This is a genomic window from Clostridium sp., assembly GCF_050717635.1.
Lineage (GTDB): Bacteria > Bacillota > Clostridia > Clostridiales > Clostridiaceae > Clostridium_AD.
In genome coordinates this window covers 1-25077 of the sequence record NZ_JBOITO010000038.1, presented here as the reverse complement: position 1 = coordinate 25077, position 25077 = coordinate 1, and the positions used below count along the sequence as shown (strand labels likewise).

Genomic DNA, 25077 nt, shown 5'->3' with positions numbered 1-25077 from the left:
ATGAAGTTTTTAGTTGTGGGATCAGGTTCTATGGGAAAAAGAAGAATTAGATTACTTAAGGAAAATTATGGAGATATTACACTAGTTGGTGTAGACCTTAATGCGGATAGGTGTGCTGAAATTAAAAAACTATACAATATAAAAACCTATACAAGTTTAGATGAAGCAATAGATATAGAAAAGCCAGATGCAGCACTGATTTGCACCTCACCAATATATCACAGTGGAATAATTTTAAACTGCCTTAAAAAGAATCTAAATGTTTTTACTGAAATTAATTTAATTTCAGAAAATTATGATGAGATTATAAGAATAGCAAAAGAAAAGGATCTAAAATTATTTTTATCTTCAACTTTTTTGTATAGAAATGAAATAAAATATATAATAGAAAAAGCAAATAATAGTGGTAAACTCGCTTACTCCTATCATGTAGGACAATATCTCCCGGATTGGCATCCGTGGGAAAGCTATAAGGATTTTTTTGTAGCAGATAAAAGGACAAATGGATGCAGAGAACTTATGGCTATAGAACTGCCTTGGATAGTAAAAGCTTTTGGGGAGATTAAAAATGTTCAGGTTATTAAAAATAATATTACTAATTTGAATTTAGGTTACTATGATAATTATATGATAATGTTTCAGCATGAAAATGGTAACGTAGGATCACTTAACGTGGATATTGCTTCAAGAAGTGCAACAAGGAGTCTAGAGGTTTATAATGAAGAGCTACATATTAAATGGGAGGGAACTCCTGAAACATTACTTAATTATAATTTCGATGATAAAGATTTTAAAAAAATTAATACATACGAAGAAGTACAAAGAGACAATAAATATGTTAGTAATATTATAGAAAATGCTTATTTAAGTGAAATTACTACTTTTATAGATTTTATTAAAGGTGATGTAGATAATATTATACATACCTTCCAGGATGATTATAAAATTATTAAAGTTATTGATTTAATAGAAGGTATGGAGTAATGAAAATTTTATTTGTAGGGTTAGGTTCTATAGGTAAAAGGCATTTAAAGAATGTATTACATTATCTTAGGGAAAATAGAATTGTGGCTGAAATTCATTGTCTTAAATCAAAAAATAGCAGTAGTTCAAATGAAGATGCAAATAAGATATTATACTCTTTTAGTGATCTAGATAATAACTATGATTGCATTTTTATAACAAATCCAACACATATGCATTACGATACTTTAAAAAACGTGATAAATAAAGGTAGATACTTTTTCCTAGAAAAACCTGCATTTGATAATTATAAATATGACATTAATTTTATTGATGAAGAATTAGCTAAAAGGATATATGTAGCTGCACCTCTTAGATATACTCCTGTTTTTAATGAAATAAGAAATATGATTAAAAATGAGAGTGTATATAGTTTAAGATCAATATGTTCCACATATTTACCTGATTGGAGGCCAAGTGCGGATTATAGGGAAGTCTACAGTGCACATAAGGATCAAGGTGGAGGAGTTTCCATTGATTGTATTCATGAACTTGACTACATAACTAATTTAGTTGGCTTTCCAGATAGAATATATAATCTTCAAGATAAAGTGTCCAGTTTAAAAGTTGATTGTGAAGATATTTCAATATACGTTGCTAGAACAAAAAATGTATTTATTGAACTTCATCTAGACTACTTCGGAGTGAAAGCTAGAAGGGAAGTAGAACTAATCACTGAAAATGGTATAATACGCGGAGACTTTATTAACAAAAAAGTATATAATTCTAGCAGTGAAAAAGAAATAGTGTTAGATTATGATACAAACTATATGTATGTAAAAGAAATAGAATATTTTTTTGAAAGTGTTTGTAACCATAAGGGAAATTGGAATGATATATACGAGGCAGTAAAGTTACTTAAAATAATAAAGGAGTCTGAAGAAAATGAATATACTAATAACAATTTGTGGAAGAGCAGGGTCTAAAGGCGTTAAGAATAAAAATTTTAGAGACTTTTTAGGAATTCCACTTGTTAATTACACAATAGTTGCAGCTGAATTATTTAAAAAAAGGAATCCCAGTTACGGAATAGATATAAGTATTAATACTGATAGTCATGATTTACTAAATATGTTCAAGGAAAATAGTGATGTTGTATGTATTGAAAGGCCAGAGGAGCTTGCTACAGATAATTCACCAAAGGTACCAGTAATAAGATATTCACTAAATTACGCAGAAAAAAAATTGAACAAAAAATATGATTTTGTTATAGATCTAGATATTACATCCCCTTTAAGAAAATCAGAGGATATAGAAAATGCATTAAATAGTGCAATAGCAAATTCAAAAATAGATGTTGTATTTTCAGCAGTTCATTCAAGGAGAAATCCATATTTTAATATGGTTGAGAAGAGAGACGGTAAAATACAAAAGATTATATCTTCCGATTTTGTTGCAAGACAACAGGCTCCACAAGTTTATGATATGAATGCTTCAATTTATTGTTACAGACGAGATAGTTTGCTGAATATTTTAAAGAACAGTCCTCTTGAGGGGAATTATGATATTATAATAATGAAAGATACAGCAGTGCTGGACATAGATTCAGAAGAAGACCATGAACTAATGGAGATACTTGCAGAGCATTTTTTCAAAAGCGAATTTGAGGAGTTATGGAATTATGTTAAAACATATAGGGCTACTTCGAAATAGGGGGTAATACCATGGAGATGGAACTAAGTAAAAAAGAATTAATAGTCCACGTTAATAGGCAATTATCAAATAATTTTGGGGATTGCCAAGATGTGGAAGGGTTTATAGATATTACGCTTGAGAGAGTCCAAAAATGTTTTAAAGCTACAAAAAATAAGTACTATCATAAAACAGGTAATACGCAGGCTTACTTTTCACCTTACCATTCAGGGCAGTATTCAATATTTTTATATTACCTTGCAAACACAATATATAAAAGTGGTGACACTTCAAATTTAGCATCTAAAGTTTACTATCTTAATAAAATTATGCACTCAGTTGATTGGTACTATGAAATAGAACTTCCAGAGTACTTTGGGGTAGAACATCCTATGGCAAGTGTATTAGGTAGAGCGGTATATAACGATGGCTTTTTCTTTTACCAAGGTTGTACTGTGGGAGGGAATAAAGGAAAGTATCCTCAGATGGGAAAGAATGTGATTTTATTTTCTAATGTTACTGTCCTTGGAGATGCTAAGATAGGAAACAATGTAGTTATATCTACTGGTACTACTATTATAGGTGAAGTTATTCCAGATAACTCCTTAGTATTTGGATCCTCACCAAATCTTATTATCAAAAAAAAAGAACAGAAGTATATTAAAAAAATCACATCAAGTTTTTGGCTTTAGATAATTTACCTTCTATATTAAGTGTTGTTTATATTACCTATAAACTAAGAATAATACACAATTGTAAAATATATCTGAAACACCCTAATTTATTAATTTAAACTAATAAATTAGGGTGTTGTACTGTTTTTATTGGAATAATTTATAGGTTTATTAATATATTAATAGAGGGTTAAAAATGTATTTAAATATATGATGGTATTTTAGGAATTAATTAGGGAAAAAACGAGGAAAATATAACTAAAATAGGCATATAAACTATATATAAGTATAAGTTATTAAATAATTTAAATATTCATGAAAATACTTGAAATTTAAACAGAAGTGGTATATAATTCATTTATCATGAATAATGTGTAAATCGTGTATGTAATAACAACTGATTTTTAGCTTGTGTAAATGTAAAAAATAACCCGAAACATTTAGAACATATCACAAACACATTAAAGTTTTTAATTACTATGTTATTTTAAAGTCTAACCTATTGACTTTATATTAACAAAAATAATTCCGCAGGGGGTGTAATTAAATAACAATAAATTATTTTTAAAATGACTACAACTATAAGGTGATGTTAAATTAACAAAGCTCTTACATTTGTGCTTTGTAAAAAAAAACAGGTAGAAGAGAGTTTAGAACTATGGACAGGCTATATGTATAGCAAATTTGTATCTATAAAAAAGAGTTTAATTTTAAACGTTTAAGTTTTTATCTGGTAGTGATTTAATGTTAAATCAATAATTGTAGCTGAATAAACTTTAATAAGTAAATGTTTTTTATTATAAGTAGTAAATTTAAATAAAAAATAATTTATAAAATTAAAGGATTATTATAGGTAATGTAGAACATATTAGTAAAGCGTTTATATTAGCGCATTAAAATTAGCGATAAAGGTGGTGGTCCTAACAATCATTATATAAAACAATAAAAATGCTTAATTTTCATAAAGTTGCGTTGATTTATATTTTTAATCAGTAAAAATCCAATGCTACTTGAAATTAATTATAAAAAAAAATTCACTTAGAACCTTAAAAAAAAATTAAAAGGGGGACATAAAATTATGTCTACAAAAACAACAAAATTATTAGCATCATCTTTATCAGTAGCTTTATTAGCTACAATGGTAACAATCCCAGCAGCAGCAGCAACAGCATCTAAACAATTATCAGGATTAAATAGATACGAAACATCCCTTGCAATTGTACAAGATGGATGGGAAAAGAATTCATCAGCAAACGTAGTTATCGCTTCAGGAGAGACTAAAAACATGGCAGATGCTCTTTCAGCAGCACCATTAGCTTACAAAATGGGAGAAGCACCTATTCTATTAACAAAATCTGATGCAATTCCAGCTGGAGTTTTAGAAGAACTTGTAAGACTTGGAGTTAAAAAAGTTACTATCGTTGGCGGAACTGGTGCTGTTTCAGCAGCTGTAGAAGCAAAAATAAAAGCAACAGGAGTAACTGTTGAACGTGTATCAGGAGTAAATAGATTTGAAACTTCTTTAGCAATAGCAAAAGCAGCATTTAAAATAGCTCCTACACATGTAGTTCTTGCAAATGGATTAGCTTCTGCAGATGCTCTTTCAGTATCAGCAATAGCAGCTAAAAAAGAAATGCCAATATTACTTGTTAATAACAAAACTGGATTAACACAAGAACAAAAAGATTACATTGCAGGAAAAACTGTATATGCAATTGGTGGAACATCAGTTATAAGTGATGCAGTTGCAGGAACTGCAACAAGATTAAGTGGTGCTAATAGATATGAAACAAATGCAGCAATATTAGCTAAATTTGCACCTGATTATAGCAAAATATTCCTTGCAAAAGGTACAGATGCTAACTTAGTAGATTCTCTTGTAGGTTCAGCTTATGCAGCTAAAGGAAATAATCCTGTAGTTTTAGTTGACGTAAAAAACGGAATCAATGCAAAATTAATTACTGAAGTAACAAAGAACATAAAGGCTGACAGCAAAATAGTTAGACTTGGTGGAATGGTTACAGAAGCAACAGCAAATGCTGTTGAAGCAATGAAATTAGGAGTAGTGTCAGTTAATGCAGTAAGTGCTATTGGTACTAAAACTGTAAAAGTAACATTTAATAAAGCAGTTGACACAACTAAAGCAGTTTTAAATATTAAAAAAGGCGCAGCAATTTATGGTTCAACTGTAGCTTGGAATGAAGGTAAGACAGAAGCTACATTAACAGCTGTAGTTAATCTTCCAGCAGCTGATTATAGTGTAGAAGTAACTGGTTTAACAGATAAAGCTTTAACAAAAGCATTTACAGTTTCAGCAGAAGTAGCTTCAAAAGTTGAAGTTGTTCAAAAATCTGTAGCACTTGAAAATTCTGCTAAAGTAGTATTTAAAGTATCTAACCAATATGGCGAAGATATGAAAATAAATGGAAGAACATCTGGAGTTGTAGTTTCAGCATACAACACAACTCAAAAGAGAGTAGAAGAACTTACAAATTTAACAGCAGACAATAAATTGACTTTTAAAGCGAATTTTGCTACTACAGCTCCTGCTAAACTTGGAGATGTAATTAGAGTAACTGTTGCTTATGCTGGTTTAACAGCTCAATCTAATATTACAGTAGTAGATCCAGCAGCTAGTGCAACAATAGCATTTGGTACTATTGCTCCATTAAAAGACAAAGTAAGAATATCAATTAATGAAACTGGTCTAGTAGTTCCTTACACTATGTTCGATCAATTTGGCGTTGCAGCTAAATTAGCAGCTCATCCTGCAGATGGCGTAGATGATAACCTTACAACTATTAGTGGTGTACAATTTATTTCATCAAAACCAACAGTTGTTGATGTAGATACATTTGCTGTTGATGCTGATGGTAAGTTAACATTTGCTACAGGAGCAGATGGTACTGCAATTATTACAGCAATCATTAATGCTACTGGACAAGTAGCTTCATTCACAGTAAATGTTAATAGTGTAGGAAAAGTAGATTCACTTGTAATTTCAGCTCCTACAGCATTAGTAGCTGCTGGTGAAACAGTAAAATTAGGTCTTAGTGCAGTTGATCAATTTGGCACAATTATTGCAGCAAAAGATATCGCTGGAGTTACAGTTACATCATCAAATAACTCAACAGTTACAGGAGCTATTGTTGCAGGTAAATTAAATGCAACTGCAGTTGCAGCTGGTACAGCAGTACTTACTGCAAAAGTGGGAGATAAAGTTGTTGGTACAGTTACTGTTGTTGTAGAAGCAGCAGCAATAGCATCACAAGTTAAATCAGTAAGTTTTGCACCTAAATTTGAAGTAGGAGCTGTAAAATCTTTAACAACAGATGACTTCATAGTTGTTGATCAATACGGAAGAACAATTGATGCAGCTGATATTACATTTGCAGTTGTAGAAAAAACTCCTGCTGATACTAAATTTAATTTAAATGTTAATGAGTTTACAGCAGCTGAAGCAGGTTCATCAGTAATGAATTTAACAGCTACTTATACATCGGCAGCTCATGTAGCTACTGTTGCACCAGTTAAGGAATTCACAGTAACTGCAATTCCTTCAGCTGATATTACAAGTTATGCAATAACATCAGTTCCAACAATTTTCAGTGAAGCTGGTCATGCTAAAGCAATTGAATTAGTTGGTAAAACTTCTGTTGCTCAAACAGTAGTACTTAAAGGTAACAAAGTTACTCAAGCTACTTCATCAGATACATCAAAAGTAACTGTAGCAGTAGATCCAATAACTCATATTGCTACTGTAACAGGAGTAAAGGGTGCAGAAGGTACTTCAGTTATAACATTATGGAACGGTGGAACTAAATTAGCTGAAACAACTGTTACATTGAGTAAAGTTGCTCCAGTTATAACAACAGTTAAATTCAATGATACTGCTGAAACAGCACTTGTTGCTGATGTTAATCTTTCGGATAATCTACAAGTTAAAGATCAATATGGAGTTGTAATAGCTGGAAATGGTTTCTGGACAACAAGTAATTCAGCTAAAGCAACTGTAAGTAATGTAGCTGGTCCAACATTTGGACATGTAACTATGGTTGGTACTCCTGCTGTAGGTGATACTGTGACAATTGGTTATGTAAGTGCAAATGGTATTGTTGCAACTACAGTATTAACTAAATAATTAAGCTTACTTCGCTCACAAAGACCCATGGGGATAACCCAAAAGGTGCCGGAATGAGAGAAATGAAGTAAACAATAAGCCTGGTCACTTAGGGAAAAGCCTAACCGCGTAAACAAAGTGCGAAGGTCGAAAGACGAACAAGTTGAGGAAAGAGAGAATTGTCAGAAATGATGGTTCTCTCTTTTCTAATTCTGTTTTATATTATTTACTACTAACTTATTCAATGCAATATTATGAATTATAGCTTTTAAATTAAATGATATTCATAAAAAGATAAACAATTATCGTAGTATTATAATTACAATTTATGTTATTGTCAAAAGACAAAATCTATAGTATAAGTCATCATATTTTTAAAAATGATAACGTTGATGTTAAACTCATACACCCAATATACTACATAGTTTAATATATATCAACATAATTCGACAATTAATAAAATAATATTTAAGCTATATTTATGCGAAATATAAAATAGTTAAAAATAAATTGAAAATATGCTATAAAAGGAAAAAAAAGTTCGCTGTCAAAGTTACCTTCGGTAACTCTAAAAAAATTGAAATGAATGAGTTATAGTATTATATAAATGTATACCTACTTTATTAAAAATAAGTTCTAATTATAGATTTTGAAATTTAATTATTATTTTAATATCATATTAAAGATATTTAATACGATGGCTCTTTTTAATATAGATTTTATGATATAATAGGATAGAATTTACAGGTTTTTATTAAAGTGAAAAATACTGTTGTTAAGGAAAGGAAGGTACATATGAGTAACATTGATATACAAACTAATGGAACAAACACTATTGTTATAGATGATAAATCAAATGATTTAGTTACTATTACTATTACTAGTGAGGATGTAACTTTGCAAAACTCACACTGTAGTTCTACAACCTATAAGGTTTCGCCAGAAGGTAAAATACTAAATAACATAGTAGAGACTAAGATAGATGAAAAGATAGAGCAACCTACAGATAAGAACTATAAAAAAATGCTGATAGAAAAAATGATAAAGGATGGATTCGAACAAGTACCAAAGGGCTTAACCGAATCGGAGCTTAGTACAATCATAGAATTCTCATTAAAGGAAATTGAAAAAAGGAATGACTATTCAAAGATGTTTCCTTTTAGCGTTGAAATAACAAGCAGTGGTAATTTGAAAATAATTCTACTAATGTATAATGGAAGTAATAGTGAAATCCCTTTGACTAAGTTTCCATTTAAGTTAAAAGATGCAAAGGATAAACTTGTAATAGTTGATCTAATTGAAATAAATAAAACAGTCAGTCCATCCAAAATAGCTATATGCGAAGTTGAAATAGAAAGAGCACGACTTAGTGAACAAACACCGGATTTAACAACTTGGGCTGTCACTTTTGAAATTGGTTAATACCAAAGAAGACTAAGCGGATTTAGGATGTTAATCAATTAGGAGGAATTTATTATGAAAAAAGATGAAAATGTAAAAACATTGAAAAAAGAAGCGGCAAATATAGAACTACATCTCAATGAATATGATAAAAATACTATGTCAGATTTCCAAAAGGAATTTTTAAATGATGAGTTAACTGAACTTCCAAACCTACAAGATGGACAAGTATCTATTAATGGTGTATACACCTTTGATATGGGAGATAAAATTGAGGTTAGCGTCTATTTAAGAAATGGGCTGTCAAAGCAGATTAATTTTCATTTAGTTCCACTTGTAATTGTGAATAAAAATGGAGAGGTACTGGCTAAACAAACTATTGATATGAGCGATTTTGCGATATTACCTCCACTTTCTGCAAGACCATATAAAGTTTATTTTGATAAGGCAAACCTATTAGTAAGTGAAATTCCAATGGATGATTGGGAAATACAATTTGAGCATTCAATTACTGCAATAAATACAGTAAATGTTGAGTTTGAAGATATGCAAGAAAATATGGATCCTGATCTAAAGAATAGTCTTATAAAGTTTTTAATTGAATTACCGTTAGTGAAGTCTGGAGATGTTAATATTGAGGTGTTCAGAACAATAAAACGTACGGATAACTCGATTTTTATGACTTTTATAATTAGGAATGGTTGCAATAAAACTGTTAAGTTAGAAAAATTACCAATATTAATTTATGATGAACACGGTCAAATGGTAGCTAAGGGGATATTTGAATTTGAAAATATAAGTGTAAGTGCACATAAAGCCAAAGCGTATGATTTTACTATCACTGAAAATTATATTCAAAATAAGGATTTTGATATAAATACATGTAAAGTATTTTTCAAGTCGGAGTAAAATCACGAAACACTTAAAAGAAAAAAAGACGAGAGCCATGGAGGGGAACTACTGAAATATATATTTTGGTGGTTTTTCTTCGTTTAAATTTCACTTCATAACATTTGTACAATACTAATTTAAGAAGTTTATAAAAGTGAAAAGGAGATTAATATGCACAATATTGAAGTACCCACTAAGAAAAAAGATATTTCTTACGAAATCATGAGAACATTAGCTTGTTTTTTTGTAGTTGCACTTCATGTTTTCGCCTCACATTTTAATATGTACGGCAAAATAGACACTAGCAGTTGGTTATTTGCTGAGTCAATATCAACTATTTCACGATTTGCAGTTCCACTATTTATTATGGTTTCAGGGGCTCTTTTGCTTGGAAAAGATATAACCATAAAAAATGCCTTAAAAAAGGCAATTCATTTCTTACTAATACTAATAGCTTGGTCTATTGCCTATATATTAATAACTCATATGTATTTAGATAACAAAACTTATTCTATAAAAAAAATAGTGCTTATGTTTTTAAATAATGAGATAAGCTCTCATTTATGGTATTTGTATATGTTAATAGGGATATATATTACTCTTCCGTTTATTAGGCATATCATAAAAAAAATAGATCTAAATTTATTGAAATATTATTTAATTGTATATTTGTCTTTTTCTACGATAACAATGGTACCTTTATTGATATCGACACTTTTTAATTTAAACATAAAAATATATTTAAAGGTTCCGTTTATGGAGTATCAATTGGGTTGTTTAATATTAGGCTATTATATTAAAAAACATCTACACATAACAAAGTTGATTTATATTCTTAGTATTGTATCCTTTTTTCTAATAAACATAGCTACAATCTCATTGACTTATCTTGAATCATACAAAAGCGGAAGTGCAGTCGAAAGCTATTACAATAAAAACTTTGCAAGCATAATTTTACCAGCTGTATGTCTTTTTATTGTTGTTAAGTATATCAGTAAATATATTTCTGAAAAATCCCTGTGGACAAAATTCTTTTCGTTCATTGGGTCAATATCGTTTGAAATATATCTTGTACATTTAATAGTAAAAGCATTTTATGAAAAAAAAATGCAGACGTATTTTGACAGTTTCATACCAACAATAAGTTTAAAATATACATTTGAATTGTTCTTCGTATTTAGTTTATCTGTTTTAATAGCTTTCTTAATAAAAATCACTACAAATCAAGTAAAAAAAGGTAAATCTAATCCCAGAAGAATACCAATGGCTTAGTTATAAAATATCTATAGGTATCAAATCAAGAGAATCGCTAGAAATGGAGGTTCTCTTTTGTCATTAAAGTTAAATTACAATAAGCTGAAAATTAATAAGAAAATTATAGTAAAACACCCAATGAAATAGTATAATAAAGTTGTAGATATTTGGATGCGAGGAGGGCTTGACATGAAGAAGAAATTATTAATTTTATCTATATTATTATTTACAGTATCAATCTACGCAATTGGTGTTGGAGTCACACGTAATAAAAAAAATGAAAAGAAACTAGTTTTATTATCACAACAGCAAAGAATGGATAAACTCACTGAACAAGCAAATACTTTAAGTGTAAAGCTTCTAGAGGCAGATATTGCTTCAGATAAACAGAAACAATCAGAAGTTAGTAATTTGACACAAATTGCTGCAGATAAAGCTGTGACTGAAGAGAACGATAGGATTGCCGCAGAAAGTGAAGACACATCTAATAAGGCTGATATTGAACAAGCTAGGCTAGCTGAAATAGAGACAAATAGAACAGCGGTAGCTAATTCAGGTAATACAGAAGCAACTAAGTTAGCTAAAATTGAAGCAACTAAAATAGAAAAAGCAAGGCTAGCTAAGATTGAAGCAACTAAAATAGAAAAGGCAAGGCTAGCTAAGATTGAAGCGACTAAAATAGAAAAGGAAAGACTGGCTAAAATAGAAGCAACTAAAATAGAAGAAGCAAGGCTTGCTAAAATAGAGGCTACTGAAATAGAAGCAGCTAGGCTTGCTAAAGAGGCGACAGATAGAGAGATAGAAGAAAGAAATAGGAAGAATAATGGTGGATAAAAAAAAGATACTAGCTAAAGGATAAAAGGGGATTTCAAAGAACCATAAGGGGGATAAGAACATGGTTAAAAACAAAGTTAAAATACTATCAATAGTACTATTTTTATTGCTATTTATAAGCGTTACTGCTGTTTATGCAACAGGTGATAGGATTACTCCATATAGCGCAATGACAAACCACCAGGTAACCTTACAGACGTATAATTCTAATACGCCTAAGACAGTTGAATTACAATTGTTAGAATTTTATAATGGCACCGAAGCTAATACAATAGTAAGTGAAGAAAATAGATTTAATAAAGTTCCGGCTTATGATGAAGAATGGTTACTTATGAAGTTCAATATGAAATATGTTAATGGACCTTATGAATTATTAAATGCTAGCGATATAATTTATAGTGGTTCAAATTTTTATAAAAAGGATGGAGAAATAATTGCTGCTTTGGATACACCATCATTTATACATAATTTAAAAGGATTAGGTCAATTTAATGTTTCTCTTTATCCTGGAGAACAATCAGTAGTCTGGTATGGTATATTGGTGAAAAAAAATGTAGGATATCCTCTAGTCAAGATAAAAAGCGGGTATGATAGCACTACAGACTCAACTATCTATTCATGGTTTTCTACAGATCCTAGTAACCTAGAACCTATTGATAACGTATCTTATGATAGAAATGAAAGTACTGGGGGCACAGTTCCAAAGGACAGTGAAGAATATTCAAATTATGACCAGGTAACAATACTAGGAAATACAGGCTCACTGACAAAGACAAACTATGCCTTTGTAGGGTGGAATACAGAAGCCGATGGAAGTGGGACAGACTATGTGGCAGGAGATACATTTGAAATGGGATCAGAAAATGTAATTTTCTATGCGAAGTGGATAGTAGATGACTCAACAATTCCAACAATCCGTTATCAAGGATCTAATAGATTTGAGACAGCGGTAGAAATTAGTAAAGCGGGATGGGTATCATCAGATTATGTGGTTCTTGCAAATGCTTATGGATTTGCAGATGCACTAACAGGAGTTCCTTTTGCATACCTTAAAGATGCTCCAATTTTACTAACAGACAAAAATTCAATACCACAGTTTACATATGATGAAATAGAAAGACTAGGAGCAATGAATATTTATATATTAGGTGGTACTGGAGTGATTTCAAAAAATATAGAGAGTGAGCTTAAAAGTAACGAATTTAATGTAGTTAGGTTAGCAGGTTCAAATAGGTTCGAAACTGCGATTCAAATAGGCAATGAGGTTTTGATGGATAATTCATCTGAAACTGCAGTGCTTACTACAGCCTATAACTACCCAGATGCACTTGCTATGAGTTCATATGCAGCAATGAATAAATACCCGATTTTATATACTCAAACAAATATTTTAAATATAGACACTGAAGAATTTCTGAAAAATAATGGTATAACTAAAGTGATAATACCTGGTGGAATCGGAGTTGTTTCAGAAAATGTAGCTAAGCAGTTAAGAATGAGTGGCATAACAGTTGAAAGAATAGATGGAGTAGATAGGTATAACACTGCTGTAAACATTGCAATTCAATATGAAAGTAGTTTTAAGGATGAGGTAATGATAGCAACTGGAAATAATTTTCCTGATGCACTAGCAGGGGGAGTTCTTGCGGCAAAAAAACAAATTCCTATTCTATTAGTTAATAAGGATAGGGTAAAGGATGAAGTTAAAAACTATATTAAATTTAATGTTTATGGAAATATGTACATTCTTGGCGGTACTGGAGTAATTCCAGATGCAATTTTAAGGTGACAGGCACTTGTAAAATAAAGTAATGAAAATTAGCAATTAGTACAAGTTTAAAAAAGAGAGAGGCACTCACATCATATAAATGGTGTTAGTGCCTCTTTTTTTTAGGTGACAGGCACTTGTATAAAATTAGGTTGTAATATAAGAAAATTATAGTAAAACAGTAAATAAAATGGTATAGTTAAATTAAATTCGGAAGGTTTAAATAGAATGCTTAAAACATATCGGGGGGCTTAAAACTAATGAAGCGAAATATTAAACGTGGGGTTATTGTGTTAGTTATTATTTTATTTGCTGGTGGGTTGATATTTTTACTTGCTAAATTAATAAATTATAAGAATCAAACTAAAGTTCCAGAGATTAATAAATCTATAGAAGAGATTGTAGAAAAAAATAAAGCGGATTTAGATAGCACTAAAATAGATAAATCTAAGATAATAAATTCAGAAGATATTTATGCCATGATACATGAAATGGCAAATACTTTGATAGTTGCAGAAGATGATTTGATTTATGGAGAGGTACCTATAAATGAAGAGAACGTTAATAAGGCTATGGTTATTGTAAAAGATACAGAGCTAATATCTAGTGAAAAAAAGGAAGTATTCTTAAACATATTGCAAAGGTGGAAAGATAAGGACTATAGGCAAGGGGTACAAGCCCATAACTATGCTTGGAAATTACTCCATGGGAATATAGGTAGAGCTAAAGAATTAAGAAGTGAATATTTGAAATAGTTTTTTAATAATTTAAATGATTGGAGAGATGAAAATGCATAAAAAAATATTAAAAAAAAGTTTAATGCTAATATTGACATTAATAATAACTATTGGAATGCAATCTGTAACATTTGGTATAACATTACCAATTTTAGATTCTTTAAAAACCTACAAATTAGTTAATACCTATGTTATTCGTAATACTAAAAATGGGGATAGTGGGAGTTTACTAAATACTAAGGTGACTATAATACTCGGAACAGACCTTAATTCATCTTATATGATAAATGCAAGTGCTTACAAATCATCTGGAGGGACAATTACTAAAGATGCAAATGGTGCTTATATTCTAACTGAAATTATAAGTAGCATAGCTCCAAATAGTTCACATTCTATAAATGTAGAAAGAACTTTTACAACAGGGACTATTGACTACAGTATAGACAAGTCTGAGGTTACGTCTAATTATAGTAAGTTAACTAATTATACAAATTATTTGAGAGCGGACAGTGGTATAGAGGTTAATGATGCTGGGATACAAGCAAAAGCTAAAGCCTTAACTGAAGATATTGTTAATCCTTATGATAAATCTTTTGCAATATTTAAATTTGTAAATACAAGTATGACTTATAATTTAAGCTCACAATATGCAAATAAGGGTGCTTTAAGTGCATTAACTTATAAACAAGGAGTATGCGAAGACTATGCAAAGTTATTTGTTGCTTTGTGTAGGGCTAGCGGAATACCCTCTAGAACAGTAGTCGGATACAGGAATAGTGGACTACCTTTGATAAATAATAATATTGATTTAACAAATGCAAGTCATATGTGGGCAGAAGTTTATTTGCCGGGTTACGGATGGATCATTTCTGAACCAACTGTTATATTTAACCAAAAAGGAATATCAGATGATATTTTTATGAGATACTTTGGAAAATCCCTTAGCCCAGCAGAACATATAGCTACAAGCTATAAAGCTGGTAGCTATGATAGTAGTATAACTGTTTCATCAAATTATAATCGAACAACAAATAGCAAACCTACAATGGGGATAACATCCAATGCAATATTACAAACTAAATTTCCAACACTATTAGATAGTTCGTTTTTAACAACTAAAGATCTTACAAAGGTATGGAATATAAAATTAAACCAAGTAATTGATAAAAAAACTGCAACTACTGATAACATTTCTATGAAGAATTCTAAGGGCGAATTAATTGATTTCAAGGTATCTTCTAATGAAAATGTTGTAAGTATATCACCAATTGGAAAATACAAAATTGGTGAGCAGTATGTGGTTTATATTAGTGATAAAGTTCTAAGTACAGAGGGTACTGGAATCAAAAATGGATATTATTTCACTTTTGAAATAAGGTGACATAACAAAGCTGACACCATATAAAAAATGGTGTCGGCTTTGTTTACGAAAAAGGGTGACAGGCACTTGTAAAATATTGCTTTTAGGTTGTAGAAGTTGTTGGTATTGCAATATTAGTCGATATTTGTAACACGAAATTTAAAGGATTACCGTTATAGTGGTAGAATAAGTAAGTTTAATACATTAATAAGGGGGACAAGTATAGTGAATACACAAAAGAACAGAACATAAATGATTAATCACGGTAGAAGTGGAGGAAAATTATATGAACAGTAATACAGAGCCGATTATTAAGAATAATAATTTCAAAGAAAAAATAAAAAGTGTTTTTTTAAAAGAATATAGCCTATTTACAAAATTAGCTATATATACAATTACATTGCTGCTTTTTATTATAAGTGTAACAATATTTACAAAAAAATATGTTGAATATCAAAAGATAAATTTAGAACAAATACAGCAGGTTAATTTGCAACGATTTATAGACAGCGACAGTATGATTATTAAAGATGGAGAAATAAAGATGCTTTTTACTCCGTTAAAATTTAATCAATTTTTAAAAAGCGAAATACAAAACTTAAAAATTGCCTCATTAAAGGAAAATAAAATATTAGAATATCAATATGACAATAATTCACAAAGGCTTTATCTGAATGTACAAGATAAGAAAAAGAATATATATTCTTTTAGTTGTAAAGCCAACATGAGTGTGAAAAACACGCAATTATTATTTGATTTATCAGACTATAGATTAGGAAAGTATAAAAGTAGAATTTTAGGGAGTTACTATAGATTTTCATTAGGGCTACCTAAACAATTAAGTTTATTTTCTACAGATAAAAACAATATAATACTAATGAAAGGTATTAAACAAGCTTCACCAACAGAAATAGAAATAAGTTATGAATATAATTATGATAAATTGATAAAGCAATTTAATGAGTATAAAGGCCAACTAGATGAGGTAAAGGTAAAACTTTGCAAAGATGGCGAAAAAGTTTCACCAGAAATTATAAATGTATTTACAACAGGAGAAATAACTAAAGATAAGGTAGAGAAATGCATCAAAGTATTAGAGCAAAATAGTAATGCTTTAGAACAATGTACTCTTTTATTAGATGAACAAGGTATTAGAAAAATTTGTGGCGATTTGAAAGCATTTTATGCGAAAAATGTAAATGAGGATAGACTTGTTGAAAAGTCTGAAAATGCTGTAGATAAAAATCTAAGTATGTACCATTATGATTTTTCTAAAATGTTGCTTAATTATTTATATGTTCATAGAAATTATACTGTAGAAGGTGAAGTAATATATATTGAGGGTGTACCGTTAAGCGCAGATAAAATTTTAAATGAAAATAATTATTCTAAAGTATATGATATAGACATAGTAAATAATTCAAATGGTATAAACGCTACATATAAAATCGGAAATAAAACCGTTTTAAAGACAGTTTTAAGAAAGGAATAATATTATGAAATGTCATGAATGCAATAGTGAAATTATAGATACTGCAAAATTTTGTCCTATATGTGGTGCAAAGATATTAAGCAATAGTGAGCAAAATGTGGAAAATGAAATGCCTCAAGAAGACTTAATTGAAAATAATTACAACAATATTGATTTTAATGAAAAAGCAAATGATAAAAATAACTATTTTAAAAAATTAAAAGAGAAAAAGTCACCATTTAAAAGATCTATTATTATAGCCATATACAGTTTAGTATTTATATTTTTATGTGGAGGATTGGCTTTAAAAGGGGTACCTAATAAAAACATAATAACACTAGGTAATGCAGAAGTATCTAAAAATGCAGATGATATAAAAAAGCAAGGATTGAAAGAAATACACTTATTAGATGAAGAATATAGTATAATGCCAGGTCAGGTGGAAGTTATTAAATATTATACTTATCCAGAGAATGCTAAAGGGCTAAAATGGTTATCATCAAATAGTAATATAAAAGTCAATCAAAGCGGTTATGTAATTAGTACAAAGCCAAATGAAGAGGGTATTATTACTGTATCAAATGATGACGGTACTATTAAGACTCAATGTAATGTAAAAGTATTAACAGAAAAAGAAGCTTTTTTTCGAACTATAGATTATATTAGTAATCACAGCACTGAAGAACAAAAAGAAGTGGATTTATACGCAGACAAATTTAAACCAAGTGGTAGAGTTTTGACGAATAAATCAACTTCATCAGTTGATGTATTTAATAAAATAAATACCGAAATAGCAGGTTATCAGTTTATACAAAAGAAATTTGTTAATGCACAAACTAAAAATATAATAGATTGTGATATTTATGTAGATTCAGTTACTGGAGACACTAGAAAGATTGTGACTATAGAATATTTAGGAGATAAACTTGAAGTAACAGATTATTACTACATGGACGGGAGTAGTTATTTCATTTTCAAAAGGAATGAAAATTATTATAGACCTATTCCAGCGCAACAAGATTTTGCAGGAAGTAGATATTATTATTGTAAAGATTCTCTTGTAAAGTGGCGAGAAATAGAAAAAAACACTAATAACAACTTTGAAAAAACAGATTATTTTTATGATAAAAAAGGGTTTCAATGGAAAAAATATGAGTATGAAAATATAGATAGTACAAATAAAGAAAAATCGAGTTACACTAAAGCAAATGAAGATGCTAGTTTGCAAAAACAAATGGAAGATGGATTTTTAAAAAAAGAAAGAAATATGCTCAATGCAGCTTATAACATTTACAACAAGGTAGTACAAGCCCCACAAATTACAAGCGTAGCAGGATATGTATTAGATAATGGTGGGCAACCTATGAGTGGAATTAGTGTTAAAGTGTTTTCAGAACAATATAAGTTGTTAGTTGGAGAAACGAATACGAATAATGATGGATCATATAAAATAAATGTACCAGTAGATAAATCAACATATACAGCATATATTTCAAAACCAGGATATGGTGAAACTACTATTTATGAAGTAGATCCAAATTTAGGAATATCAACACTATTCCAAGAGAATGTTTATATGTATCCAGAAAGCAATATGTTATACAATGTTAGGCTTAATCTTATAAATGCTTTAAATGGAAATGTATTAAATGCAGATGAAGTTGTAGGTACTCATGTTGCTATACGTAAAGGAATAAATAATAAAAAGGGTGCCATTGAGTGTCAATTTGAAATGTATGATGATTATGATCCATTTTTAAATATCCAGTTAGTACCAGGAAATTATACAGTGGAGGTTATGTCACCAGGACGTGAAAACAGTTATTTTACAATATCAACGCTTCAAGATAATATGGAGGTTTACTCAAATATAGTTCCTAAAATAACAGATGATTCTGTAAGAGTTGTATTGTCATGGGGGAGTACACCATCAGATTTGGATTCTCATTTATTTTTACCAGATAATAAGCATGTTGCATATTATTCTACAATAGCTAGTAACGCTAATTTAGATGTAGATGATACCAACTCCTATGGACCTGAAACTATTACAATAGATAAATTGGCACAAGGAACATATAAATATTATATTGCTGATTTTATAAATTGTTCTCAGAATAATTATACATCTATGGAAATGTCAAATTCTTTTGCAAGAGTTGATGTATATACTAAAAATGGACTAAATGCGAGTTTTACAGTTCCTAATAATACAGAAGGAATTATCTGGCAGGTGTTTAATATTTCTAATGGTAAAATAATTCCAGTGCAACGCTATTTTAATAATATTGAAGATATGCAGTGGTGGGCTGCGGATAAATAGGTTAATAAAAAAGAATCGCCATTTCTGACGATTCTTTTTTAATTTAATTCTTTTACGGTATCCAGGTTAGTAGATAAGTAACTTAGATATACCCATAGGATTGTTGTTGTATAACTCCCAGTTAAGAGAATTGCATTTTCAAATAATCCATATACTGAAATAGATAATATTAATCCGACTATAAAAAGTATAAGATTTTTTTTATTTTTAGAAGTTTTATTATTTTTGGTAAAAAGAATTATAAGTGAATCCTTAATAATTAATACATAAAAGATTGAAAACGCTATAAATGCGAGAATCCCATTTGATAGAAGTATCTGTATATATCCATTATGCATATTATTTTTAGTTATATAGAATTCCTTGTCATTAGGATATATTTTTTCTTTTGCTAAACCTATATTGTGTGGACCATGCCCAAAAATAGGGTCAAGTTTTAGAGAAATTAGTCCATACTTCCATATATCTATTCGACCTGATGTAACATTTCCCTCTACAATGTCACGTTCTAGTATTAGGTTGTTAGAATCATCTTCTTCTTTAATAGTAACAAGTTTTTGAACGTATTTAGGTATATATGATAATCCGAGTTTAGAAGCAGAAACTGTTAGGTTAAATACAGAAAAAATAATAATGGTTAAGAGTAATGATATAATTATTGACTTAAATCTATTGAAATTTTTCTTTTCTGTTAAAAAATTAGTAAATATATAATATGAAGCGAAAAGGACGAAAGCTAGGAACGACATTAAAACGCCTCTTGAATTACTAAGGATTAAACATATCCATTGTAATAGTATATTAGAGTAGTAATAAATTTTTTTTAACTTGCTAAGTTCTTTAACATGTAATTTATCACATAAATACAAGTTGAAAAATGTAACTATTATAGAAACAGATGCAACCATTCCACCAGAGTTTGGATTGCCATAGAATCCCCATAATGCAGGATGATTTGGATATATAAACCCTTGGGGTATATCATTATATGTAAATTGAATTAAAAATATAAATGTTATTATTGAAGCAAAGGCTACTATGGAACTTATTGTTATTACTATTGTATTGATATTATATAGTTCAGACTGCATTGTTTTATCAGAACGGTCTTTTTTATAGGAATATAGAACAAATATAAATAAACATGTATATCCAAATGTTTTCATATTATTTACAAAATTTAAGTTGATATTAATTAAATTACTGATTAAAAACAAAATCATATAAATTATTAAATATTTTGAGTATCTGGATTTTATAAAATTCTTTTCTTTGAAAAAATCATATATGATATACAATGCTCCCCATGCAAGAATTATTATATTAAGTTCATTTGTAAAGGGATAAATAATTGCTATTGTAGACAACATCATTAAGGTTACTAACGCATAAACTATATTTATCTTTTTCAGTATTTGTTTTTTAAAACTGTTCATTAAAATAAGCTCCTTCTTGATAAATATTTTCAGTGTTTTTATCTTTAATTTAAAGAATACAGGAAATCATTTTATTGTACCATTTTCAACGCAATCTTACAATGAATGTTTTTGGTGTTTGCGATTGATGGTAGTATTACTGTTTTTATGATAGATTAATGCTGAACTAATGACATTTCATAAAGATTATGGTAAAATTAAGCGTAAAAACATTGTAAGGGGGACCGTAATATGAGAAATAATATTGCTAAGGTTTTTGCAATACTTTTAATAATCGCATTAATTTATTTAATCGGTTATGGTGTACACAGAGACAGGGTGTTGAGTAAAAAAGCTACAGAAGCTTCGGTGGTACAAAAACCAGTTAAAGAGAATACTGAAGTAATCCAAACTAAAACACTTAAATATAAAGATAAAAATTGGATGGCTATTGGAGATGAGATAACTTCTAAAAAGCAATATCAAAAATATGTGCAAGAAGCTTGTGAGTTCAAAGGTGTGGAAACTCTTGCTGAACCTGGAATAACACTCCATATAATGGATGATAAGGTTACAAAGGATTTATTAAAGGATATTGATGTTGTGACAGTATTTGCTGGGGTTAATGATTTCGGTGATAATAGACCACTTGGATCTATTGAGGACTCAACACTGGTGGACACTTTTTATAGTGATATGAAAGCAGTTATAGAAAATATAGAAAAAATTAAGCCGGAAATAGAAATCATATTTATTGCGACGCCATATATTGGAAAAGATGGTTATGGATTTTTAGAAAACCATGTAGGATCCACACTTGAAGATTACACTAAAGCTATGAGTGAAGTGTGTGCTTTATATGATGTACCAGTTGTAGATTTGTATGCAAGTAGTGGAATTAGCAAAGATAACCTATTAGATTATTCAGATGATTCTATACACCCAAATGAGGCTGGTGTGGAGTTAATAGGTAAGGTGATTGGGGAGTTTTTAAATCGGTGACAGGCGGTGACAGGCACTTGTAAAAGAATGGAAGCCGGTTGAGGCAGTGACGAAATCAAGCTTGGTGACAGGCACCTGTAAAAAAATAACAAAGCTGACATCGTATAAAAAACGGTGTCAGCTTTGTCTGTTAAGTAGAAGTTATTATTTTTGTATAAGTGAGGCCGCTATTTTATTACTTACTACCCCGTCCCCACCAAAAACAATTACATTTGTTATGTTCTGTTTTTTCAGAAGTTCTTTTTGTTTAGTTACATTCTTATTATCCACAAGTAGAACATTACAATTCATTCTTGCAGCTAATACTGATCCACTTAAAGCATCAGGGAAAGATATTCCTGTAGCCACAGCTATAGTATTTGTACTTAAATTAAAATAATCTATTATCTTCATTGAAGTTTCATATCTATTTGAACCGCCTAATCTAACTATATCTATTTTACTATCTATGAGTTTAATTTGCGTTTCAATATTAGTGCTAAGCACTCCTATTTCACCTATAATATAGACAGTTGTTGGCTGCATGTTAGTTATATAATCACTAACACTAGCTAATAAACTGTTTTTATTATTTAATAATACTGGATAACCTAGTATATCAGCTACACTTGATATACTAAGTGCATCTGCAAAACCACTTCCGGTAGTGATAACAATACTTGAATTTTTAGGCATATTCAAATTATCAACTATCTTTTGATTTGTTTCATAACGATTATTACCACCTAGTCTTATTATCTCATACCCCTGCGTCGTTAGATAATCTGAAATTTCTGCGCTAACTGCACCAGTACCTCCTAATATATAAATTTTCTTATTTTTACTTAAGTTTGCTACAATGTAATTTAATACATTTTTGTTTTCACTAACAGTTTTATTAACTAATAAGAGGGGCGCATTATACTTATAGGCTAGTCCAGAACCTGCTAAGGCATCAGCAAAATCATTAGCTGTAGTTAGTACTACTGCATCTGGTAAAGTATTAGTATATTGTTCTTTAGCTATATTAATAGAAGTTTCTATTCTATTAATACCTGCGAGTCTGTTTATATTTAGTGGGTTTGAGCTTATCGTAGTTGAAAAATCACTGTACACTTTAACAGAATCAGCCATTCTATATGCTTTAACTTTATAGAAGAAAATGTTATTTGTTGTAAGTCCAGCATTGTTATAGTTAGGCTCAGTAGTAGTTGCTATTGATGTGTAGGTGCCTGTACTAGATGTTGACCTGTAAACTTCATATCCGCTTGTTTCAGTTACTGGGCTTTTAGTCCAGTTCAATAAGATATTATTATATCCTGGTGTTGCAGTAATGTTTGTTGGAGGTGCGTAAACCTCCACATTAAAGTTATATGCTAATGTAGCTTCAAACGGTAATACTGAAGTTATAGCCTTAACATATACCTTTAAATTATAATTACCAGCTTCAGTAGGTTTATATTGAATGTTTGAACTGTTAATAAAGCCAGAATTGTATATGTCAGTGTTATTATGTTCTACTATGTATTTATAGGTAAGCCCTTTTTCTGAGCCGCCAGTTGTATTGACGCTAAAATTTAGATTGTCAAAACTATAAATTTTATCTTTATCTACAGAAATTTTATTTATTTCTGGCAAAACATTTATTAAAGACGTGCCATCATAATAAAACTTAAGGATAGTTTCAAAATTTTGTCCTGAATTAGCTCTATTTCTAGCTCCAATTTGACTCATGCCTATTCCATGTCCATAGCCCTTACCTTCAAAGCTGTAAGTATCAGTAAAAGGAGAATACTTTACGTTATACAGCGCACTTTTAAAATTCAAAAAGGTTCTTGCAGATTCCTTACTATAAGATAAAGTATATTCAACACCCAATGGATTTTTAAAAATCAAACTAATATTTTCAATTCTACCGCTTGGAAATTCAGTAATTGTATCTAAGTCTATTTTTACAAAGGTACTTGATATTGGTAATTTAAGTAGAAATAAACCATTTATTTGGCTGCTAGTATATGTTTTGTTCCAAAGATAATTTGTATCATAACCATCAAAACTATCATATTTAGCTTTTAAATATGGTCTTGAAGAAGACCACACATTTTCAGAAGCTTCTGTATAGCCGCCATCACTTGCGGAATAATAGGCTGACACAAGGCTAGTCCCACTTAATAGTAACGTACCTTTAGTAGAGTCTACAGCTGCAATTACATTTTTTAATGAGGCATCATAACCACCATAAACTTGACAACAGGTTGTATCACAAAGACTATAACCTTTTGAACTGTGCTTGCCTTTATTTACTAGTGCGTAATTTCTTGCAGCTATTGCTTGGGCTTTTAGTGCTTCAATTGGAAAAGAATCTGACATTTCCTTGCCTACAACACCTTTTAAATAATCTTCTATATATACGGTATTGATAGGAAGTACCTTAGAAGAATCAATTTTAAAAGCCATTGTTCCTAAATAATTTCTAGTATAATTAGAAGTAATCTTAATAGTATTTGAAACATTATTTGGTGTAAAATTTATATTATCATATAAGTTTCCACCTAAATCTATCTTTGTTCCATTAACTTTTAGAAGATAACTTGTACCACTTTTTAACTTAACTCCATTTAAGATGTAATCACCATTTAAAGTTATATTAAGCTGACTTTTTGACATACTCTCTAGGCCAATTATAATATTCTGATTATCATAGTAATCAGAATTAGTAGAAGCATAAACATTGCTTCCAAAGGTTAATATACAAGCTAGTAAAGCAACTGTAAAAATTTTAATTTTATTTTTCATATCGTCCCCCCGAATAATAAATTATATAGTAAATTTACCTCGAATTGTGGGTTATGTCAATGGTTAAATTGGTAATTTGGTGACAGGCACTTGGGTTAGATTGGAAACTGCGTGCGGGCGGTGTTAAACTGATGTAGGTGACAGGCACTTGTAAAATATTCACACTTTCAATTAAATTGCATATTATAAGGATGAATGTTTTTTAATTTAGGAGATGATATATATGTGCGGTATTGCAGGGTGGGTTAATCTGTATGCTAATATTGAAAATGAACGTGAGATTTTATATAAAATGACGGATACCTTGAAAAAAAGAGGACCGGATGATACTGGTTTCTATTTTTCAAAGCATGCAAATTTAGGCCATAGACGTCTAGTTGTTGTAGATCCTAGCGGT

At 29.9% G+C, this 25077-nt stretch carries 17 protein-coding genes and 1 pseudogene; 16 read left to right on the top strand and 2 right to left on the bottom strand.

From position 1 onward, the window contains the following. From ACREWB_RS18655 to ACREWB_RS18590, 14 genes are all read left to right on the top strand, one after another. Nucleotides 1–984 (top strand): Gfo/Idh/MocA family protein, encoded by a 984-nt coding sequence (locus tag ACREWB_RS18655; protein WP_431548974.1) that lies wholly within the window; start codon nucleotides 1–3, stop codon nucleotides 982–984. Beyond that, entirely contained in the window at nucleotides 984–1949 is a 966-nt protein-coding gene (locus ACREWB_RS18650; protein WP_431548973.1) for a Gfo/Idh/MocA family protein, read from the top strand. The genes ACREWB_RS18655 and ACREWB_RS18650 overlap by 1 nt, the downstream gene beginning before the upstream one ends. After that, complete coding sequence (locus tag ACREWB_RS18645; RefSeq protein WP_431548972.1) at nucleotides 1909–2676, top strand: acylneuraminate cytidylyltransferase family protein; 768 nt, start codon at nucleotides 1909–1911, stop codon at nucleotides 2674–2676. Before ACREWB_RS18650 ends, ACREWB_RS18645 begins: the two co-directional genes overlap by 41 nt. Before the next feature lie 11 nt (nucleotides 2677–2687). After that, nucleotides 2688–3347 carry an LbetaH domain-containing protein gene (locus ACREWB_RS18640; protein WP_431548971.1) on the top strand — a complete coding sequence of 220 codons (660 nt, stop codon included), beginning with the start codon at nucleotides 2688–2690 and terminating at the stop codon, nucleotides 3345–3347. Between the two features lie 1060 nt (nucleotides 3348–4407). Further along, entirely contained in the window at nucleotides 4408–7470 is a 3063-nt protein-coding gene (locus ACREWB_RS18635; protein WP_431548970.1) for a cell wall-binding repeat-containing protein, read from the top strand. A gap of 774 nt (nucleotides 7471–8244) precedes the next feature. Next, on the top strand, nucleotides 8245–8871 hold the full coding sequence (locus ACREWB_RS18630) for an SLAP domain-containing protein (RefSeq protein WP_431548969.1): 627 nt from the start codon (nucleotides 8245–8247) through the stop codon (nucleotides 8869–8871). 54 nt (nucleotides 8872–8925) lie between these two features. After that, nucleotides 8926–9759, top strand: a complete 834-nt coding sequence (locus ACREWB_RS18625) for an SLAP domain-containing protein (RefSeq protein WP_431548968.1) — start codon at nucleotides 8926–8928, stop codon at nucleotides 9757–9759. A 153-nt stretch (nucleotides 9760–9912) separates the two neighbouring features. Then, the gene (locus ACREWB_RS18620; protein ID WP_431548967.1) at nucleotides 9913–11013 is read left to right on the top strand and encodes an acyltransferase; all 1101 of its coding nucleotides are present in this window, start codon (nucleotides 9913–9915) and stop codon (nucleotides 11011–11013) included. 171 nt (nucleotides 11014–11184) lie between these two features. Continuing rightward, nucleotides 11185–11829: a hypothetical protein gene (locus ACREWB_RS18615; protein ID WP_431548966.1), complete on the top strand. Its 645-nt coding sequence runs from the start codon at nucleotides 11185–11187 to the stop codon at nucleotides 11827–11829. Nucleotides 11830–11890: 61 nt separating this feature from the next. Then, on the top strand, nucleotides 11891–13618 hold the full coding sequence (locus ACREWB_RS18610; RefSeq protein WP_431548965.1) for a cell wall-binding repeat-containing protein: 1728 nt from the start codon (nucleotides 11891–11893) through the stop codon (nucleotides 13616–13618). 239 nt (nucleotides 13619–13857) lie between these two features. Continuing rightward, complete coding sequence (locus tag ACREWB_RS18605; protein ID WP_431548964.1) at nucleotides 13858–14352, top strand: DUF6241 domain-containing protein; 495 nt, start codon at nucleotides 13858–13860, stop codon at nucleotides 14350–14352. 34 nt (nucleotides 14353–14386) lie between these two features. Next, nucleotides 14387–15715 carry a transglutaminase-like domain-containing protein gene (locus tag ACREWB_RS18600; RefSeq protein ID WP_431548963.1) on the top strand — a complete coding sequence of 443 codons (1329 nt, stop codon included), beginning with the start codon at nucleotides 14387–14389 and terminating at the stop codon, nucleotides 15713–15715. Between the two features lie 265 nt (nucleotides 15716–15980). Next, nucleotides 15981–17186, top strand: coding sequence for a hypothetical protein (locus ACREWB_RS18595; protein ID WP_431548962.1), 1206 nt, complete (start codon nucleotides 15981–15983; stop codon nucleotides 17184–17186). A gap of 4 nt (nucleotides 17187–17190) precedes the next feature. Further along, nucleotides 17191–19488 (top strand): DUF2135 domain-containing protein, encoded by a 2298-nt coding sequence (locus ACREWB_RS18590; RefSeq protein WP_431548961.1) that lies wholly within the window; start codon nucleotides 17191–17193, stop codon nucleotides 19486–19488. A gap of 38 nt (nucleotides 19489–19526) precedes the next feature. On the opposite strand, the gene ACREWB_RS18585 is transcribed toward ACREWB_RS18590, so the two are convergent. Then, complete coding sequence (locus ACREWB_RS18585) at nucleotides 19527–20924, bottom strand: O-antigen ligase family protein (protein WP_431548960.1); 1398 nt, start codon at nucleotides 20922–20924, stop codon at nucleotides 19527–19529. Nucleotides 20925–21155: 231 nt separating this feature from the next. Here ACREWB_RS18585 and ACREWB_RS18580 point away from each other — a divergent pair, with 231 nt between their 5' ends. Next, entirely contained in the window at nucleotides 21156–21905 is a 750-nt protein-coding gene (locus tag ACREWB_RS18580; protein ID WP_431548959.1) for an SGNH/GDSL hydrolase family protein, read from the top strand. Nucleotides 21906–22049: 144 nt separating this feature from the next. Here the strand turns inward: ACREWB_RS18580 and ACREWB_RS18575 are convergent, their stop codons facing one another. Continuing rightward, complete coding sequence (locus ACREWB_RS18575; protein ID WP_431548958.1) at nucleotides 22050–24680, bottom strand: SpoIID/LytB domain-containing protein; 2631 nt, start codon at nucleotides 24678–24680, stop codon at nucleotides 22050–22052. A 223-nt stretch (nucleotides 24681–24903) separates the two neighbouring features. Between ACREWB_RS18575 and ACREWB_RS18570 the strand changes: the two are divergent. After that, nucleotides 24904–25077 (top strand): annotated as a pseudogene (locus ACREWB_RS18570) (asparagine synthase (glutamine-hydrolyzing)); the annotation flags it as partial.

Excerpts from the sequence above, each read along its gene's own strand:
- ACREWB_RS18655 (WP_431548974.1), top strand. The coding sequence starts at position 1 with ATGAAGTTTTTAGTTGTGGGATCAGGTTCTATGGGAAAAAGAAGAATT.
- ACREWB_RS18650 (WP_431548973.1), top strand. The coding sequence starts at position 984 with ATGAAAATTTTATTTGTAGGGTTAGGTTCTATAGGTAAAAGGCATTTA.
- ACREWB_RS18645 (WP_431548972.1), top strand. The coding sequence starts at position 1,909 with ATGAATATACTAATAACAATTTGTGGAAGAGCAGGGTCTAAAGGCGTT.
- ACREWB_RS18640 (WP_431548971.1), top strand. The coding sequence starts at position 2,688 with ATGGAGATGGAACTAAGTAAAAAAGAATTAATAGTCCACGTTAATAGG.
- ACREWB_RS18635 (WP_431548970.1), top strand. The coding sequence starts at position 4,408 with ATGTCTACAAAAACAACAAAATTATTAGCATCATCTTTATCAGTAGCT.
- ACREWB_RS18630 (WP_431548969.1), top strand. The coding sequence starts at position 8,245 with ATGAGTAACATTGATATACAAACTAATGGAACAAACACTATTGTTATA.
- ACREWB_RS18625 (WP_431548968.1), top strand. The coding sequence starts at position 8,926 with ATGAAAAAAGATGAAAATGTAAAAACATTGAAAAAAGAAGCGGCAAAT.
- ACREWB_RS18620 (WP_431548967.1), top strand. The coding sequence starts at position 9,913 with ATGCACAATATTGAAGTACCCACTAAGAAAAAAGATATTTCTTACGAA.
- ACREWB_RS18615 (WP_431548966.1), top strand. The coding sequence starts at position 11,185 with ATGAAGAAGAAATTATTAATTTTATCTATATTATTATTTACAGTATCA.
- ACREWB_RS18610 (WP_431548965.1), top strand. The coding sequence starts at position 11,891 with ATGGTTAAAAACAAAGTTAAAATACTATCAATAGTACTATTTTTATTG.
- ACREWB_RS18605 (WP_431548964.1), top strand. The coding sequence starts at position 13,858 with ATGAAGCGAAATATTAAACGTGGGGTTATTGTGTTAGTTATTATTTTA.
- ACREWB_RS18600 (WP_431548963.1), top strand. The coding sequence starts at position 14,387 with ATGCATAAAAAAATATTAAAAAAAAGTTTAATGCTAATATTGACATTA.
- ACREWB_RS18595 (WP_431548962.1), top strand. The coding sequence starts at position 15,981 with ATGAACAGTAATACAGAGCCGATTATTAAGAATAATAATTTCAAAGAA.
- ACREWB_RS18590 (WP_431548961.1), top strand. The coding sequence starts at position 17,191 with ATGAAATGTCATGAATGCAATAGTGAAATTATAGATACTGCAAAATTT.
- ACREWB_RS18585 (WP_431548960.1), bottom strand. The coding sequence starts at position 20,924 with ATGAACAGTTTTAAAAAACAAATACTGAAAAAGATAAATATAGTTTAT.
- ACREWB_RS18580 (WP_431548959.1), top strand. The coding sequence starts at position 21,156 with ATGAGAAATAATATTGCTAAGGTTTTTGCAATACTTTTAATAATCGCA.
- ACREWB_RS18575 (WP_431548958.1), bottom strand. The coding sequence starts at position 24,680 with ATGAAAAATAAAATTAAAATTTTTACAGTTGCTTTACTAGCTTGTATA.